16 protein-coding genes, 1 tRNA gene and 1 rRNA gene are annotated in these 14,510 nt (G+C 61.9%); 13 read left to right on the top strand and 5 right to left on the bottom strand.

All coding sequences use genetic code 11. The annotated features are described in order from the left end of the window. Positions 1–35: 35 nt before the first annotated feature. The gene (locus ABD819_RS20345; RefSeq protein WP_345127345.1) at positions 36–305 is read right to left on the bottom strand and encodes a hypothetical protein; all 270 of its coding nucleotides are present in this window, start codon (positions 303–305) and stop codon (positions 36–38) included. Positions 306–446: 141 nt separating this feature from the next. Between ABD819_RS20345 and ABD819_RS20340 the strand changes: the two genes are divergently transcribed. From ABD819_RS20340 to ABD819_RS20320, 5 genes are all read left to right on the top strand, one after another. Next, positions 447–1,049: a thioredoxin family protein gene (locus ABD819_RS20340; RefSeq protein WP_345127343.1), complete on the top strand. Its 603-nt coding sequence runs from the start codon at positions 447–449 to the stop codon at positions 1,047–1,049. Between the two features lie 54 nt (positions 1,050–1,103). Next, complete coding sequence (locus ABD819_RS20335) at positions 1,104–1,463, top strand: hypothetical protein (RefSeq protein ID WP_345127342.1); 360 nt, start codon at positions 1,104–1,106, stop codon at positions 1,461–1,463. Between the two features lie 5 nt (positions 1,464–1,468). Beyond that, complete coding sequence (locus ABD819_RS20330) at positions 1,469–2,041, top strand: AraC family transcriptional regulator (RefSeq protein ID WP_345127339.1); 573 nt, start codon at positions 1,469–1,471, stop codon at positions 2,039–2,041. A 129-nt stretch (positions 2,042–2,170) separates the two neighbouring features. Next, entirely contained in the window at positions 2,171–2,368 is a 198-nt protein-coding gene (locus tag ABD819_RS20325; protein WP_345127337.1) for a YqaE/Pmp3 family membrane protein, read from the top strand. Between the two features lie 96 nt (positions 2,369–2,464). Next, the gene (locus ABD819_RS20320) at positions 2,465–4,966 is read left to right on the top strand and encodes a B12-binding domain-containing radical SAM protein (RefSeq protein ID WP_345127335.1); all 2,502 of its coding nucleotides are present in this window, start codon (positions 2,465–2,467) and stop codon (positions 4,964–4,966) included. A 206-nt stretch (positions 4,967–5,172) separates the two neighbouring features. On the opposite strand, the gene ABD819_RS20315 is transcribed toward ABD819_RS20320, so the two are convergent. The 3 genes from ABD819_RS20315 to ABD819_RS20305 are packed head-to-tail and all read right to left on the bottom strand — an operon-like array spanning position 5,173 to position 7,063. Beyond that, on the bottom strand, positions 5,173–6,237 hold the full coding sequence (locus ABD819_RS20315) for a hypothetical protein (protein WP_345127333.1): 1,065 nt from the start codon (positions 6,235–6,237) through the stop codon (positions 5,173–5,175). Positions 6,238–6,254: 17 nt separating this feature from the next. Further along, on the bottom strand, positions 6,255–6,800 hold the full coding sequence (locus ABD819_RS20310; RefSeq protein ID WP_345127332.1) for a GNAT family N-acetyltransferase: 546 nt from the start codon (positions 6,798–6,800) through the stop codon (positions 6,255–6,257). 29 nt (positions 6,801–6,829) lie between these two features. Further along, the gene (locus ABD819_RS20305) at positions 6,830–7,063 is read right to left on the bottom strand and encodes a hypothetical protein (protein ID WP_345127330.1); all 234 of its coding nucleotides are present in this window, start codon (positions 7,061–7,063) and stop codon (positions 6,830–6,832) included. A 142-nt stretch (positions 7,064–7,205) separates the two neighbouring features. Here ABD819_RS20305 and ABD819_RS20300 point away from each other — a divergent pair. The 4 genes from ABD819_RS20300 to ABD819_RS20285 all read left to right on the top strand — a co-directional run bounded on the left by ABD819_RS20300 (position 7,206) and on the right by ABD819_RS20285 (position 10,080). Beyond that, positions 7,206–7,278 (top strand) — tRNA-Gly (locus ABD819_RS20300). 454 nt (positions 7,279–7,732) lie between these two features. Then, positions 7,733–8,170 (top strand): BON domain-containing protein, encoded by a 438-nt coding sequence (locus tag ABD819_RS20295; protein ID WP_345127329.1) that lies wholly within the window; start codon positions 7,733–7,735, stop codon positions 8,168–8,170. After that, positions 8,167–8,988 (top strand): universal stress protein, encoded by an 822-nt coding sequence (locus ABD819_RS20290; RefSeq protein ID WP_345127327.1) that lies wholly within the window; start codon positions 8,167–8,169, stop codon positions 8,986–8,988. Before ABD819_RS20295 ends, ABD819_RS20290 begins: the two co-directional genes overlap by 4 nt. 177 nt (positions 8,989–9,165) lie before the next feature. Then, on the top strand, positions 9,166–10,080 hold the full coding sequence (locus ABD819_RS20285) for a universal stress protein (protein WP_345127326.1): 915 nt from the start codon (positions 9,166–9,168) through the stop codon (positions 10,078–10,080). A 301-nt stretch (positions 10,081–10,381) separates the two neighbouring features. On the opposite strand, the gene ABD819_RS20280 is transcribed toward ABD819_RS20285, so the two are convergent. Next, complete coding sequence (locus ABD819_RS20280; RefSeq protein WP_345127324.1) at positions 10,382–11,449, bottom strand: UDP-glucose--hexose-1-phosphate uridylyltransferase; 1,068 nt, start codon at positions 11,447–11,449, stop codon at positions 10,382–10,384. Positions 11,450–11,958: 509 nt separating this feature from the next. On the opposite strand from ABD819_RS20280, the gene ABD819_RS20275 reads away from it, so the two are divergent. From ABD819_RS20275 to ABD819_RS20260, 4 genes are all read left to right on the top strand, one after another. Continuing rightward, positions 11,959–12,726 (top strand): glycoside hydrolase family 97 N-terminal domain-containing protein, encoded by a 768-nt coding sequence (locus ABD819_RS20275; RefSeq protein WP_345127323.1) that lies wholly within the window; start codon positions 11,959–11,961, stop codon positions 12,724–12,726. Then, complete coding sequence (locus ABD819_RS20270; RefSeq protein WP_345127321.1) at positions 12,698–12,970, top strand: alpha-amylase family protein; 273 nt, start codon at positions 12,698–12,700, stop codon at positions 12,968–12,970. The genes ABD819_RS20275 and ABD819_RS20270 overlap by 29 nt, the downstream gene beginning before the upstream one ends. Before the next feature lie 205 nt (positions 12,971–13,175). Further along, positions 13,176–13,448 carry a hypothetical protein gene (locus ABD819_RS20265; RefSeq protein WP_345127320.1) on the top strand — a complete coding sequence of 91 codons (273 nt, stop codon included), beginning with the start codon at positions 13,176–13,178 and terminating at the stop codon, positions 13,446–13,448. Between the two features lie 941 nt (positions 13,449–14,389). Further along, positions 14,390–14,510 (top strand): 16S ribosomal RNA (locus ABD819_RS20260); the annotation flags it as partial.

Raw genomic sequence — 14,510 nt, 5'->3', positions numbered from 1 at the left:
AATTGGAAGCGGCACCCGGAAAGGCACTCTTTCTATTAGTCGGCCAGGCCGTCGTGGTTGCGGTCTTTGGCGCTGCTGGCGGCTTTGTAGAGGTCTTTGCCGGTAACGTGGTGCGTGCTGTCGCGGGTGAGGCCGGCCGTGGCCGAGTCGCCACCGGCCACGCCGTCGGCAGCGGCGAGGCCTTTCTTGGTGTAGCCGCGCTCTACGTTGGTATCGCCTTCCTTGGTGCCGGAGCTGCAGGCGCTGAGCGAAACGGCCAGCGCGCAGGCCACGGTGAAGGGACGGAGGATGGAATTGAGGAACATGAAACGAAAGTAAGGGAGTTAATACGGTGCGAAGCTGCAAGGTAGAAAATTAACCTGCCGCCGTGCAACCGCAACTACCGGCCCGGAGTAAGGTTGTGACTGCGCCCCGCGCCATTTTCCTGATTCTTTTGTTACTGTTCCATGCCCAATACCATTTCTTCGCCCGTAGCCATGCCCACGCCGGCTTATTCCTACCCTGAGTTCCGGGCCCTGGTGGGCACTATGGCCGCCGAGCACCGCACCAGCGGCCCCGAGCAGTCGCCGGGCCTCATCCGCTACACTGCCCAGAACCTGACCCACCTCGACCGCGCCGCCGCCGTGCCGCTGCTGCCCGCGCTGGTCGAAACCCTTCAAAAGCTGCCCCAGCCCGAGCAGTGGCTGGTGCTGGGCGAGGCCTGGTGCGGCGACACGGCTCACACCCTGCCCATTCTGGCCAGCCTGGCGGCGCAGAGTGCCGGCCGCGTCACGCTGCACGTCGTGCTCCGCTCCGACCACCCCGCGCTGATGGCCGCCCACCAGACCGACGGCAAAAACAGCATCCCCAAGCTCGTCCGGCAGGCTGCCGAAACCGGGGCCAGCCTCGGCGACTGGGGCCCGCGCCCGGCCGCGGCCCAACTATTAGCTCATGAGTTGCACAACGATAAAACCCTGCATACAAACCAGGTAGTAAAAGGCATGAACGACTGGTACGAGGCCGACAACGGGCAGGCCGTGCAGCAGGAATTGCTAGCTTTACTGGGCTAGAATTGTGAGTGAGCCAAAAAATCCGTTATTTTCACCTCCCCGAATTTATTTTTTATGCCCTTGCCACTGCGCCTTCGCCTCCAAAAACACGCTGCTGCCTGGCCCTGGCGGCGGGTGGGCTGGTTGGCGGGCATCAGTCTGGCGCTGGCACTAATGCTGGTGGGGTACGTGTTTGGGGGGAGCGACCATTTTTTCGGCCGACTTTTTTCTGCCTTTCTCGTACTGTTCTGGCTGCTAGCCGTTACGTTCTTGGCCGTGGTTCCGTTCGTGACCTGGGCCACCGCGCATTGGTTCGGCCGCGACTGGGCCGAGGCTTCGACGCCGGTGGCCCGGCCCCGGCGGGCGGCTGCGGGTGCGGTTGTGCCACGTACTACTATTTCACCGGCCTCCTCGCGGCGGCCTCAAACACGTTAAAGCCCTTGAAAACTAACCTATTGCATATCAAAAATATGGTGTGCCCCCGGTGCGTCGAAGCCGTGCAAAACCTGTTGGAGCGCGCCGGGTACCACCCCACCACCGTGAGCCTGGGTGTGGCCGAGCTCGACGAAACCACTCCCGCCGACCCCGAAGACCTGGCTCCGCTGCTGCACGCTGCCGGCTTCGAGCTGCTGCGTGGCCGCGCCGAACAGCTCACCGAGCAAATTAAAACGGTGCTTGCTGACTACCTCGAGCACCTGCGCACGGCCCGCTCACCGCTCACCACCTCGGCTTTTCTCACCGACCGGTTTGCGGCCACGTACTCGCACCTGAGCAAGGTGTTTTCGCGCACGGCTCACCTCACCATCGAGAAATACCTCATCCGCCTCAAAATCGAGCGTGTGAAGGAAATGCTCAGCTACGGCGAGCTTACCCTCAATCAGATAGCCGACCAGATGCGCTACAGCTCGGGCCAGCACCTGAGCAACCAGTTCCGGCAGGTAACGGGCCATTCGGTGAGCGAATTCCGCCGTCTCATGCTGCCCGAGCGCTTGTCGCTTGATGCGCTGGCGTAGCAGGCTTTCCGAATTATTTATTGACGCAAAAGCGGCGGTCCAGAAACTGGAGCGCCGCTTTTGTTTGAAATCACTGCTCTCTTCAGTCAAAAGCTGTTAGGTTTACTGCCTCAACCTTCCTGTTTTCCCATGCTGCTTGCCATTCTGCTGCCCGGCCTTTCGATGATTATCAACGGCCATTTTCTGAAGGGTATCCTCTGCTTTATATTGCAGATAACGCTGATTGGGTGGATTCCGGCCGCTATTTGGGGAGTGGCGTCGCGGAGCCAGGACTTGGCCGAAAAGCGCCACCGCGAAACGCTGGAAGTGCTGCGGACCAGCCGGTAGCCCGGCCGCACGCACCTGGGGTGCGGGCATCGGGACTTTGCCCCCGACCTTTGTCGGAAATGAACCCTGGCCCCCCCGGCCGGGTTACTTGCCACTGTGCCTACTGCCTCGCCCCGCATCCTGCTTCTCACGCCGCCGCTCACGCAGCTCAATACCCCGTACCCGGCCACGGCCTACATCAAGGGATTTTTGGGTGGGCGCGGCTTCGATGTGACGCAGGCCGACATGGGCCTGCAGCTGGTGCTGCGGCTGTTTTCGGTGGAAGGACTAAAGCGGGTTTTTCAGGAAATCGAAGCCGGTAGCTTCGACCTCAGCGACAACGCCAGGCGGATGCTGCGCCTGCAAAACCGCTACCTGGCCACCATCACCCCGGTCGTCCGTTTCCTGCAGAATAAGGACCTGACCCTGGCCCCCCGCATCTGCCACGGCCGTTTCCTGCCCGAAGCCAGCCGGTTTGATAACGTGGCCGACCTGGAAACCGCCTTCGGCACCATGGGCCTCACCGACCAGGCCCGCCACCTGGCCACGCTGTACCTGGAAGACCTCGCCGACCTCATCAAGGAAACCGTGGGCCCGCAGTTCGGCTTCTCGCGCTACGCCGAGAAGCTGGCCCTCTCGGCCACCAGCTTCGAGCCCCTGCACGAGGCCCTGACCGCCGCCCCCAACCTGCTCGATACAATGCTGCTGGAGGAGCTGGAGCCGCTGCTGGCCCGCGTGCAGCCGGATATGGTGGGCTTCACCGTGCCCTTCCCCGGCAACCTCTACGGCGCGTTGCGCCTGGCCAAGCGCATCAAGGAAATCAGCCCCAAAACGGTAACCGCGATGGGCGGCGGCTACCCCAATACCGAGCTGCGCACCATCAAAGAGGTGCGGTTTTTCGATTACATCGATTATTTGACCCTGGATGACGGCGAAGGCCCGTGGTTACGGCTGCTGGATGCCTGGACCGACGCTCCGCCCGAAACGGAGCCAGCGGCAACGACGGTGGCTGAGCCTCGAAACAGCTTTGTACCCGCGGTAATGGGAGCCCCGGGGGTTCCCCGGAGCCTTGTACCCGAAGTGACGGAGGCAGCGGGGAGTCCCCAGGGCCTTGGGTTGATGGTGACGGAGACAGCTGGGAGCCCCCACAGCTTTGGGTTGGTGGTGACGGAGGCAGCGGGGAATCCTCAGGGCCTTGGGTTGGTGGTGACGGAGGCAGCGGGGAGCCCCCAGGGCTTTGTAGCGGAGGTGACGAAGGCCGGCGGTGCCGCCGGGCCGGTGCCGCCTGACGCCCCCTTGCAGCGCACCTTCCGCCGCACGGCAACCGGGGCAATCGAGTACGTCAACCATCCCTTTCCGGATATTCCGCATCCCGAAGTGGGCACGCCCGACTACTCCGACCTGCCCCTGACCGAATACCTCTCGGTGCTGGAAGTGCTGAACCCCATGCACCGCCTCTGGAGCGACGGCCGCTGGAACAAGCTCACCGTGGCCCACGGCTGCTACTGGAAGCGCTGCTCGTTCTGCGATGTCACGCTGGATTACATCTCGCGCTACGAAACGGCCCCCAGCGCGCTGCTGGTTGATAGAATCGAGCAGATTATTCAGCAAACCGGCCAGACCGGCTTTCACTTCGTGGACGAAGCCGCGCCGCCCCTGGCCCTGCGCGACCTGGCCATCGAGCTGCTCAAGCGCCGGGTGGCCATTACCTGGTGGGGCAACATTCGCTTCGAAAAGACCTTCTCGCCCGACCTCTGCCGCCTGCTGGCCGCCTCGGGCTGCATCGCCATTTCGGGCGGGCTCGAAGTGGCTTCGGACCGCCTGCTGGCCCTCATGGAAAAGGGCGTGACCATCGCGCAGGTGGCCCGCGTGGCCGACGGCTTCACCCAGGCTGGCATCATGGTGCACGCGTACCTGATGTACGGCTTCCCCACCCAAACCGCCCAGGAAACGGTGGATTCGCTGGAAGTAGTGCGGCAGCTTTTCGCGGCGGGCGTGGTGCAAAGCGGCTATTGGCACCGCTTTTCGATGACGGCGCATTCGCCCGTGGGCAAGAATCCGGCGAAGTACCAGGTGGCGGCCATCGGCCCCGAGCCCGCCGGCTTTGCCTGGAACGACCTCTGGCACGACGACCCGCGCGGCACCGACCACGAAGCCTTCGGCCCCGGCTTAACCAAGTCGCTCTACAACTACCTGCACGGCGTGGCCCTGGATGAGCCGCTCAGCTTCTGGTTCGATTTTAAAACCCCAAAATCCACTACTCCGCGCCAGCTCGTGCAGCAGGCCCTGCAGGCCCCCGAAAAACCCGATTTCGCCAAGCAAAACCAGCGGCTGTTCTGGCTCGGCAACGCACCCGAAATCCGTATCGAAGCCGGCAAAAAAGCCCCCCGCGCCGTGCTCACCTGCTACGAGCAGGCCGAAGATTTCGAAGTGAAAACCACCGAAGCTACCGGCCACTGGCTGCACCAGCTGCTCACCCAGCTCAGCCATGATTTCGACACCAAAGTGCTGCTGAAAGACGCGGCCGCCAGCTTTCCCAAATCGGAAGGCGCTTTCGAAGCCTTTCTGCAAAGCCCGGCCTGGCAGGTGTTGCGCGAAAAAGGCTTGTTGGTACTGTAGCCGCCGAGTACCCCGAATTTCCAATTCGGCCACCGGAACGTGTACCCCGAATTTCCAATTCGGCCGCCGGAACGATAACCTAACAATTCGTTCAGGCGGCCGAATTGGAAATTCGGGGTACACGTTCCAACAACCCGCACGGGCCGAATTGGAAATTCGGGGTACTCGGCCAATGGCTCGCCGCTAATCCCAATTGCTGCCCTGAGCTAGCGGCTACGCAGCCACTCCACTACGTCGGCGGGCAGGCCCGCTCCGAACCGCGGGCTCAGGCCGTCCGCCACCAGTAGGTCGGGACCAGCTGCGCGGTAGGCGCGCACGGTGTTGCCGCGCCGGCCGCCCAGCGCCTGGCGCATGGCCGCAGCCAGTTGGTTGGCCGCCGCGCCGCCATACAGGCCCAGCACGGGAAGCTTGCGGGTGCGCAGCTCGCGCCACGCGGCCCGGTCGGTGGGGGCAACGGGCGCGTTTTGGACGATTAGAAAATTCACCCGCAAGCTGGCATCGTCAACCAGCAGATGGGCCAGCAGGGCGGCCCGCGCCCCAACTGCCCATGTCCCAATCGTAGCTGAGTCGGCCCCGGCCGTGCCGTGCAGAATCTTTAAAGCCTGCGCTAATCGCGCCTTTTCCGCTGGTCCCGTCACCGAATCGACGGCGGGCAGGAGCAGTACGATAACGCCTTCCCGGGCCAACGCGTCGGCCCAAATGGCGGCGGCCGGTGCCGTTTCCGCGTCTGGCAGCAGCGCCAGGGCCGGGCCGGGCGTGCTGGTGTCGGCCGGCGCGAAGAGCCAGGCGCTGCCCTTGGCCTGCGGCAGCTCCTCGACGCGGTAGGTGCTGGGGGTGGGGCTGCCGCGTTTCACCAGCAGGGCCTGCGCTTTGCTCGAGTCCAGGGCCAGCGTGCCGCGCAGGAAGTCGCCTTCCATCGTCAGGGTCAATACCTGGCCGGCCCGGGCGGGGCGCTTGATTCGAAGTACGTTGTCGCGGAAAGAAATGGTGTCGGCCACAAAGCCCAGCGTGCCGGCACCCGGGGCCGTCAGCTCGGCCTCGTAGTGACCCACTCTGGGGTGGCGGATATCGAGCGCCGCGCGCACCGCCGGCTGTCCATTCAGGCTGATGCTGCCTTCGTAGTGCCCCACCGGTGGGGTGGTGGCCGCGTCCGTCTCGCTCTGCCCGGACTGGCAAGCCGTGAGCAGTAGCGCCAATCCCAGCAGGCCCCGGCGCGCAGCGCTCAGGTGATGGAAGCTCCTCGGCAGACGTGGCACAACGGGGTTAGGCATTGCCAAAAGTAGCCGATTTACCGTCCCGCCATGCCTTTGCGTAAAATCAGGTCGGTCTGCACATCCTGGCCCAGCCGGAATTCGTGCTGCCCAATCTCCCGGAACCCAAACCGCTGGTAGAAGGCGCGCGCCCGCTCGTTCTTTTCCCACACGCCCAGCACCACGGCCGAGCAGTGCAGCTGCTCGGCCAGGGCCAGAATGCCCCGCATGAGGGCGGCTCCCAGGCCGGTGCCCTGCCAGTCGTCGCGCACGTACAGGCGCTCCACTTCCAGCCGGCCGGCCGGTAGCTGGCTCTCGGGCAGGCCCAGCGCGGAATTATCGCGCAGCTTGGCGTAGCCCACCAGCTCATTCTGCATATGCGCCAGCAAAAACGTGTTTTCCCGGTCCTGTAATTCGGCTAGCTGAATATCGGGCCCAAAGTTTTCGGCCAGGTACGCCGCCATGTCGGCCGGGGTATTAGTGGCCGCAAAAGTGTCCTGAAAGGTTTGCTGACCCAAATCGGCGAGCTGAGCAGCAGTGGGGGCATTGGCCTTGGCCAACGAAATACGCAAAGGAGATGACATAGCACAAAGGTCGGGCAGCCCGCGCCGATTTACAGTATCTCGTTGGCATTGGGGTTGCGAAACATGCTGCTGCCCTGCCGCATTCGTAGGCCCCAGCGCATCAGCAGGCCGCTGGCCAGTAGTCCTAATAGGTTAGCAGACAGCAGTAAGAACGAGGGCGTTTCAATGCCGTTGGTGTACCAGCTGTAGGTGCCCACCACCAGCTTCAGCAGTAGTCCAATGCCCATTAGCGCGCCACTCACCATCAGAAGTAAGCCGACCAAACGGTTAGTAGTGGGAGGAAGGGGGGTAGTTGCCATAATACTGCGTACTACGTGCCCGCCAAAGCTGGGGTTGAATTCCCTGGCCGGCCAGAGGTTGATAATCCGGTTCTTTGCCGTAATTTCGTTTCACCAAAGTCACCCCGCGAGAGTAGCTCAGTTGGTAGAGCATCAGCTTCCCAAGCTGAGGGTCGCGAGTTCGAACCTCGTTTCTCGCTCATTGATTAACAGCCACTTAGCTTCATTGCTAGGTGGCTGTTTTGGTTTTGGTGCATACGCTGGTGCATACAAGTGCAGCAAGTACTAATATAACAGCTGTCGTATGCAATTGGAGTTGACTGGCAATTAAGCAGCATAAGAATCTTCCCGCTCCAGGTGGTGTGGCAGGCTGAGGACCGTGAGGGAGGCCAGCAGCGGTTGCACCTGAGTAGTGTGGATGCGGCGTAATCGAGCCGCTACCTGGGCGGCGGTAACCGGGGTGGCGGGGCAATGAAAACGGGCCGGTACCGACTGGTTGAGTAGATAAGACGGCTTGGCGGAAGAGCCTGTACTTGACGGATGTCATGCGATGCGGTAATTATTGTCATGGGGCGGGCAGGGAACGGCGGGGACCTTTGGGAAAGACCAGTTTCCACGCCTGCTCTTCTTGTCCCGCCCCAATCCCGCCCGCTCATGCCAACTGCCCAACTGCTGCCACCGCCCGCTCCCCCCCCCCCCGAGCGCGTGGCCGACGCCGACATCACGGCTGCCATCGAAATGCTGCTGGCCACCAAAAAAGGCCTCATCGCGCATCTGATTGCCGTGCATACCCGCGAGGGCATCGTGGTGCTCACCGGCTCCACCGATAACCTGCTGGCGCGGCAGCGGGCCGAGGAAATCACCCTGGCCGTGCGCCCCGCCGATGTGCCCGATGCCGAGCTGCAGCACGCCGGGGCCCGCGCCCTGTTTGTGGCCTATTGGGCGCTGGGCCACGAAATCCGCCGCGAGAAATTTGCCCCGAAAACGGATGCCGCCATCGGGGCCGCCGTGCGCGCCCCGCTCCAGCGGTTCCGCTACCCCTTCCCGGACTCCGGCGCGCTGATTTTTTCACCTCTTTTTTCATTGCTATGAAGCCTTCCATCGTTGTTCTGACCGATTTTTTCGCCGTTACCAATCGGGCCTTGTCGTACGCGGCCGGGCTGGCCGTGCCCCTCAAAGCCAGCCTTCTCCTGCTGCACGCCCGCCACGACGAGCTACTGGCCCCCGAAGAGTTTGCCAGCCGGCACACGGCCGAGGGCGAGCAGAAAACCGTGTATGCCCTGGAAAAGCTGGCGGCCGCCCAGCCCGTGGCCACGGCGGTGGATATTTCGAATTTTTCCCTGGCCGAAGCCGTGCGGGAAGTGGTGGGGCAGTGCCCGCCGCTGCTGGTAGTGCTGGGCCGGGCCGGGGCCGAGCCCGCCCCTGAAGACCTGGTGACGGCCACGGCCATGGACCTGTTGGGGCACACGCCCTACCCGCTGCTGGTGATACCACCGGCCGGCTGGGATGCCTTCCCGCCCCGCCGCCTGCTGCTGGCCGTGGATGGCGAGCCCTTCAGCCTGGTGGAATACCGCGACGTGCTCAGCCAGCTGCTGCTCGCCACCCACGGTACCCTCAGCCTGGTGCGGGTGACAGCTAATGGCGAAACGGCCCCAAGCGCGGCCGCCGTGCTCGATACGGTTCGCCCCAACGACCTCGTGAACGAGCTGGCCGAAGGCAGCCTGCGCCAGGTGTATCAGAACACGGTGGTGGGTGGCGTGCTTCAGGAAGCCGCTGATCAGCAGGCTGATATGCTGGTTATTATCGCACGTCGCCACAGCCTGATTGGCGGCCTGTTTCACCGCAGCGTGACGGCGCAGCTGCTGCGCGAAAGCGTTATTCCGGTGCTGGTGCTGCCGGCGGCTGATTAGGCCACTGGCGCTCTGGTTGAATAGAACGTCATGCTGAGCGAAGCGCAGCGGAGCCGAAGCATCTCTACCGCTTCGTTGAATCAATTGGATTAGTGACTGCGGTAAAGATGCTTCGGCAAGCTCAGCATGACGTTCTTTTTTAATACCTCTCTACAACTCCCTTTTCCCCATCCCATCATGGCCCTTACCCTCGTTGTTTTCGCCGGTTTCTACGCCACTCCCCGCCATACCGTGCACTACGCCAATACCCTGACCCAGGCCCTGCACGGCCAGCTGGTGCTGCTGCACGTCAACCGGGCGTCCCTGTTCGACCCCTACGCGCTGATGGCCGAAAGCTACCACCAGGAGGAGCTGGACCGCCAGACCGAAACCGCCGCCGCGCTCTACCGGCTGGCCGAGGAGCTGCCCACCCAACCCACCGTGGAAGTGGCCACCGACCTGCTGCCCGAAGTAGCCCAGGACCTGGCCACCCGGCACCACCCGGCCCTGTTTGTGCTCAGCCAGCCCGACCCTGAGCGGCCCGACAGCAGCGTGGCCCAGGCCTGCGCCGAGCTGCTGCGGGCCGGCCACTTCCCGCTGCTGCTGGTGCCGTCCACCGCCCCGGCCGACCAGCCCCCGCGCCGCATCCTCATCGCCGCCGACCGCGAGTCTTTCGCCCTGGCCGCCAATGCCCAGCCCTTGCGCCAGCTGCTGGCGCTGCCCGGCGCAGAACTCATCGTGGCCCACGTATCGAGCGGGGTGGAAGACGACGCCGGCTGTAGCGCTGCCCTGCGCGCCGTGCAGCTTAGTGGTCTGGTGAAGGGCCTGCCCACGCCCGAGCTGCGCGGCTACGAGCACGACAACTACGCCGAAGGCATACTGGCGGCCATACAGGATACCCAGGCCGATTTGGTCATCGTGCTGGCCCGCGAGCGCAGCTACCTCGGCGAGCTGTTTCATCAGAGCGTGACGGCCCACCTGCTGGCCCATTGCCCCGTGCCGGTGCTGGTGCTGCCGGTGGCCGCCCCGGTTGCCGCCCCCGATTCCGGCCAGCTCGCCGCCGCGGCCCTACTCACCAATTCGGTACTCACCGGCCTGGCCCCCGCCAATTGATAGCCAGCGGGTCAGCCGTTACGGCCGGCGTTTTCGCCTTCTCAATTCCACTGCTGAAATCATGAGCAAGAAACCTGTTTCTCCGCCATCCCCGGTGCCGGTACCAGTCCGGCCACCCGCCCGGCAACCCGTGGGCAGCAACCTGTCTGACCTGCGCAACGAGCAACCTATTCTGTAGTCCCTCCCCGCCATGATAACGCCCGGTGATGCTGGAATACCTGGTTTACGCCTTCGTTCGGTTCCCTGCTCAGCATAACGGGCAGCGCGGGAAACCTACTCCGATAAGCGCAGCCTGCGGGACTTATTGGTTGAGGGAAAAGGACTTATAATGCACTTCGGGCTGGCTGCGCAGGCGCTCGGCGGCCCACTCGGGCGTGATGTCGCGCTGGGCATTGGCCAGCAGCTCGTAGCCCACCATGAACTTGCGCACCGTGGCCGAGCGCAGCAGCGGCGGGAAAAAGTGCATGTGCAGGTGCCATTCGGGGTGGGCCTGGTCGTCGGTGGGCCGCTGGTGCAGGCCGGCCGAGTAGGGGAATGAGGTCTGAAACAGGTTGTCGTAGCGAATGGTGAGGCGGCGCAGGGCATCGGCGAAGGCATCTTTTTCGGCCTCGCTCAGCTGGGTAAGGTCACGCACGGCGCGGCGCGGCAGCAGCAGCGTTTCGAAAGGCCAACCGGCCCAAAACGGCACCAGCGCCACCCAATGCTCGTTTTCGAGTACCAGCCGGGTTTTCTCCGCGAGCTCTATTGCCAGATAATCGGTGAGCAGCGTGCGGCCGTGCTCTTCGAAATAGGCCAGCTGCTGCCCGCTTTCCTTGGCGGGCTCGCCGGGCACGGTGCGCTGGGCCCAAATCTGACCGTGCGGATGCGGGTTCGAGCAGCCCATCACGGCCCCTTTGTTCTCGAAAATCTGCACGTAGCCAATATCCGGCCGCGCCCCGAGGATGCGGAACTCCTCGGTCCATACGTCCACCACCCGTCGAATGTCGGCCTGGCTCATTTCGGGCAGCGTCAGGTCGTGGCGCGGCGAGAAGCAGATGACGCGGCCCACGCCGCTTTCGGCTTCGGCCCGCAGCAGTCCGCCCTGGTTGACGGTGCCCGCCGGCACGTCGTCGCGCAGAGCGGCAAAGTCGTTGTCGAACACGAACGTGCCGGTATAGCCGGGATTCTGCGCGCCGTTGGCGCGCACGTTGCCGGGGCACAGGTAGCAGGTGGGGTCGTGCGCCGGGCGGATTGCGGTGTCCGGGGCTTCCTGCTGGCCCTGCCAGGGCCGTAGCGCCCGGTGCGGCGACACCAGCAGCCATTCGCCGTTCAGAGGATTGTAGCGCCGGTGGGGGTGCTGCGCCAGGTCGAATGAAGAATGCTCAGGCATAGAAAAATGGTCTGGTGAGAAGTCCGGGTGGGTCATAGCGTTGATACGCCGCCTGCCGTATTTGACAGTTTTTGAGGGATGAGACCAATAACTGCTATGCAGCAGCAGCAGTGGGGGAGGAGCTGTGCTGCGGCGGCGGGAAGTTAGTTGGTGGTACACCCACTTAAATTCCTGCTTATTGTACGCGTCCCCAGCATGCTGGGCTGATTTTCAGCAAGCTGGGCAGGTCATTCCATAAACCAGCTGCCCCGCCAGTATTGCAGCCTGCTGCCCCAGATGCAGCAACACTGGCGGGAAAGTGTCATTGCCGCCTAATAGTGAGTTGGTACAACTGCAATAGTCATCGGCAATTCGCGCTGGGTTCGCTCAATTGGCCCGTTCTTTCTGCTCAGATGCAGCTTGTTGTATCACTAATTGACTAACAATAACTGGGCTATTCCTATTGAGCGACGTTGGTTATCAGTGGCAATGAGGCGTTCGGCAAGCCATTACCAGTTCATTATTGACCCATGAGAAATTTCCTGTTGGTACTGCTCTTGCTAACGGCTGGTTACCATGCCGGGGCCCAGGGCACTGCGCCACTCATTGCCCGCCAAGGTAAAGTCAGCCTAACCGTCGCCATCGGGGCCGACGGCCACCCCAACTACGCCGTTGCCTATGGCCCAAAACCGGTTATCACGCCTTCCCGCCTCGGCCTGTCTTTCGCCGATGGCAAGGGCTTTGAGGGCCCGTTGGTGCTGGTGGGCAGCGAAATGAAGGATGTAGACGAGACCTGGCAGCCAGTGTGGGGCGAGGTCAAAAACATTCGCAACCACTACCAGCAGCTCACGGTGCACCTGCGCCAGCCAGCCACCACCGGCCACAAGCTCGACGTCGTGTTTCGCGTATTCGCCGATGGCGTAGGCTTTCGCTACGAAGTGCCCGCCCAGCCCGGCCTCGCCTACTTCACGGTGCAGGACGAGTACACCGAGTTCAACCTGCCCGGCAACCACAAGGCTTTCTGGATTCCGGGCGACTATGATTCCAACGAATACACCTACACCACCAGCCGCGTGAGCGAGGTGAATACCGCGCACATTGAGGCAATCCAACTGAAGTCGGCGCCCACGCGGGTCCAAACGCCGCTCATGCTCAAGTCGGACGATGGCCTGTACGTCAACATCCACGAAGCCGCGCTGGTGAACTACCCCGCCATGTTCCTGAATGTGAACACCCAGACCTTCGGCCTCACCAGCCAGCTCGTGCCCGATGCCACCGGCACCGGAGCCAAAGCCTAATATCGACGGCTTTCGCTACGATTACGCCGATGCCGTACCCCCCACCTTCTGGCAGCAGACCACCGATACCCTGCGCCGAGTAGCCTCCCACAAGCTTCTGCTACTGACTGAGGGCAGCCGTAGCGCCAATTACCCCTCGGGATTCGACTACAATTTCGGCTTCAGCTTCTACGATGCCCGCAAGACGGTAGACCGCAGCGGTACCCCCGCCACCAACCTCGATGCCCTCAACACCAGCGAATAGGTAGGAGCTACCGGCACGCAACATATAGTACGCTACATCACCAACCACGATGTCAACGGCCCCGACGGCACCCCGGTAGCTTTGTTAGGCGGCCAGGCGGGAGCCATGTCCGCCTTCGTCGTCTCCTTATTAATAGGGAGAGCCCATAGTCTACAACGGTCAGGAGGCTGGCATGACCATGGCCATCCCATTCCCCTTCACCTCCGTGAAAGTCAACTGGGCCGCCCACCCCGAGGTTACGCGCGCTCACAAGCAGCTACTCGCCGCCCGCGCCGGCAGCCTAGCCCTGCAGCGCGGTACACCTACTCTATGTAGTACCGCCGATGTCTGCGCCTTCACCAAAGCCGCCGGTCCCGACCAGGCCCTAGTGCTGGTAAACGTCCGTAGCACACCCTCTACCTGTCTCCTGCCCGCAGCACTAGCCAATTCTCCCTGGACCAATATGCTCCAGGCCGGTACCCTCACCCTAGGCACCTAGGTTGTGCTGCCAGCCTACGGCTACACTATATTAAAGAAGCAGGCACCCTAAATCTGGTGCGCAATGCATGTCCAAAGCCGGAATACACCCTGCCACACCCTACAGCACCCTTAATACTCTGCCATCGACAAAGTGTATGCGACCTGTCCAATACGTTTGAATTGAAGCTAGAAATACTGCGAGCGGGCAGTGTCTTCATGCTTTATCTTCCTTCAGGCGCACTTTATAAGGTGCTCACATTTCACCATTCGGTCAATTTCCCCATCACTGGGTGCCATCTTCTGAAAAACGAGCAATCCCCTGTAGCCAACCAATCAGTCAATTAGCAGCTGTTCGCGCAAATGACCGACGATATTATTATCCAGTCTCTTGTTTACCAGGAAACCTCGCGTACTTTTGCACTCCCAAAACGAACGGGGTTGGGCACAGAGGCAAGCGAAAAAGAAATTTCTCTTCCGTCTTGGTTCTTCCAAAAAGCCCCGTACCTTTGCACCCCGCCACGAATCAACCGGATTAAGGGCCTCGAAATTCAAACCTGCCTCCGCAACGAAAGTTGTGAAAAAAGCTTGAAAATCAAAATAAGCACTTACCTTTGCACCCCGAATCGCACTAACCGAGTGCCACTCGCCGCAAAGCGAACGGATAAGGAAAAAGAAATTCTCTCACTTCCTTGCTGGTTCAAAACTTCTGCTTACCTTTGCACTCCCAATCGCAGGAAAGGGAATTGAAAGCAAGAAAAACCGGCTACTTCGGTAGCCACACGGCCACACCAACTGGGTTTGGCACACGTTCTTTGAATGTTTGGAAAAGACAAATAGTAAGGGTGGCTTGCCGCAAGGGAAGCCACAGAAATTACGAACGTAACATCAAATTGAACTCGTTAATACGAGTCGGATTAGCACTTGACATCAGCCCATGTTCGCATGGGTGTAGAATATTTTACAATGGAGAGTTTGATCTTGGCTCAGGATGAACGCTAGCGGCAGGCCTAATACATGCAAGTCGAACGGTTGTCAGCAATGACAATAGTGGCGCACGGGTGCGTAACGCGTAACCAACCTA

It is taken from the genome of Hymenobacter antarcticus (genome assembly GCF_039539545.1).
Taxonomy (GTDB): Bacteria; Bacteroidota; Bacteroidia; order Cytophagales; family Hymenobacteraceae; genus Hymenobacter; species Hymenobacter antarcticus.
This window is presented reverse-complemented; position numbering and strand designations above follow the sequence as displayed.

Coding starts and splice junctions, on each gene's coding strand:
- ABD819_RS20270 (WP_345127321.1), top strand. CDS start 12,698: ATGCCACCGGCACCGGAGCCAAAGCCTAATATCGACGGCTTTCGCTAC.
- ABD819_RS20290 (WP_345127327.1), top strand. CDS start 8,167: ATGAAGCCTTCCATCGTTGTTCTGACCGATTTTTTCGCCGTTACCAAT.
- ABD819_RS20275 (WP_345127323.1), top strand. CDS start 11,959: ATGAGAAATTTCCTGTTGGTACTGCTCTTGCTAACGGCTGGTTACCAT.
- ABD819_RS20295 (WP_345127329.1), top strand. CDS start 7,733: ATGCCAACTGCCCAACTGCTGCCACCGCCCGCTCCCCCCCCCCCCGAG.
- ABD819_RS20345 (WP_345127345.1), bottom strand. CDS start 305: ATGTTCCTCAATTCCATCCTCCGTCCCTTCACCGTGGCCTGCGCGCTG.
- ABD819_RS20340 (WP_345127343.1), top strand. CDS start 447: ATGCCCAATACCATTTCTTCGCCCGTAGCCATGCCCACGCCGGCTTAT.
- ABD819_RS20335 (WP_345127342.1), top strand. CDS start 1,104: ATGCCCTTGCCACTGCGCCTTCGCCTCCAAAAACACGCTGCTGCCTGG.
- ABD819_RS20285 (WP_345127326.1), top strand. CDS start 9,166: ATGGCCCTTACCCTCGTTGTTTTCGCCGGTTTCTACGCCACTCCCCGC.
- ABD819_RS20315 (WP_345127333.1), bottom strand. CDS start 6,237: ATGCCTAACCCCGTTGTGCCACGTCTGCCGAGGAGCTTCCATCACCTG.
- ABD819_RS20280 (WP_345127324.1), bottom strand. CDS start 11,449: ATGCCTGAGCATTCTTCATTCGACCTGGCGCAGCACCCCCACCGGCGC.
- ABD819_RS20310 (WP_345127332.1), bottom strand. CDS start 6,800: ATGTCATCTCCTTTGCGTATTTCGTTGGCCAAGGCCAATGCCCCCACT.
- ABD819_RS20325 (WP_345127337.1), top strand. CDS start 2,171: ATGCTGCTTGCCATTCTGCTGCCCGGCCTTTCGATGATTATCAACGGC.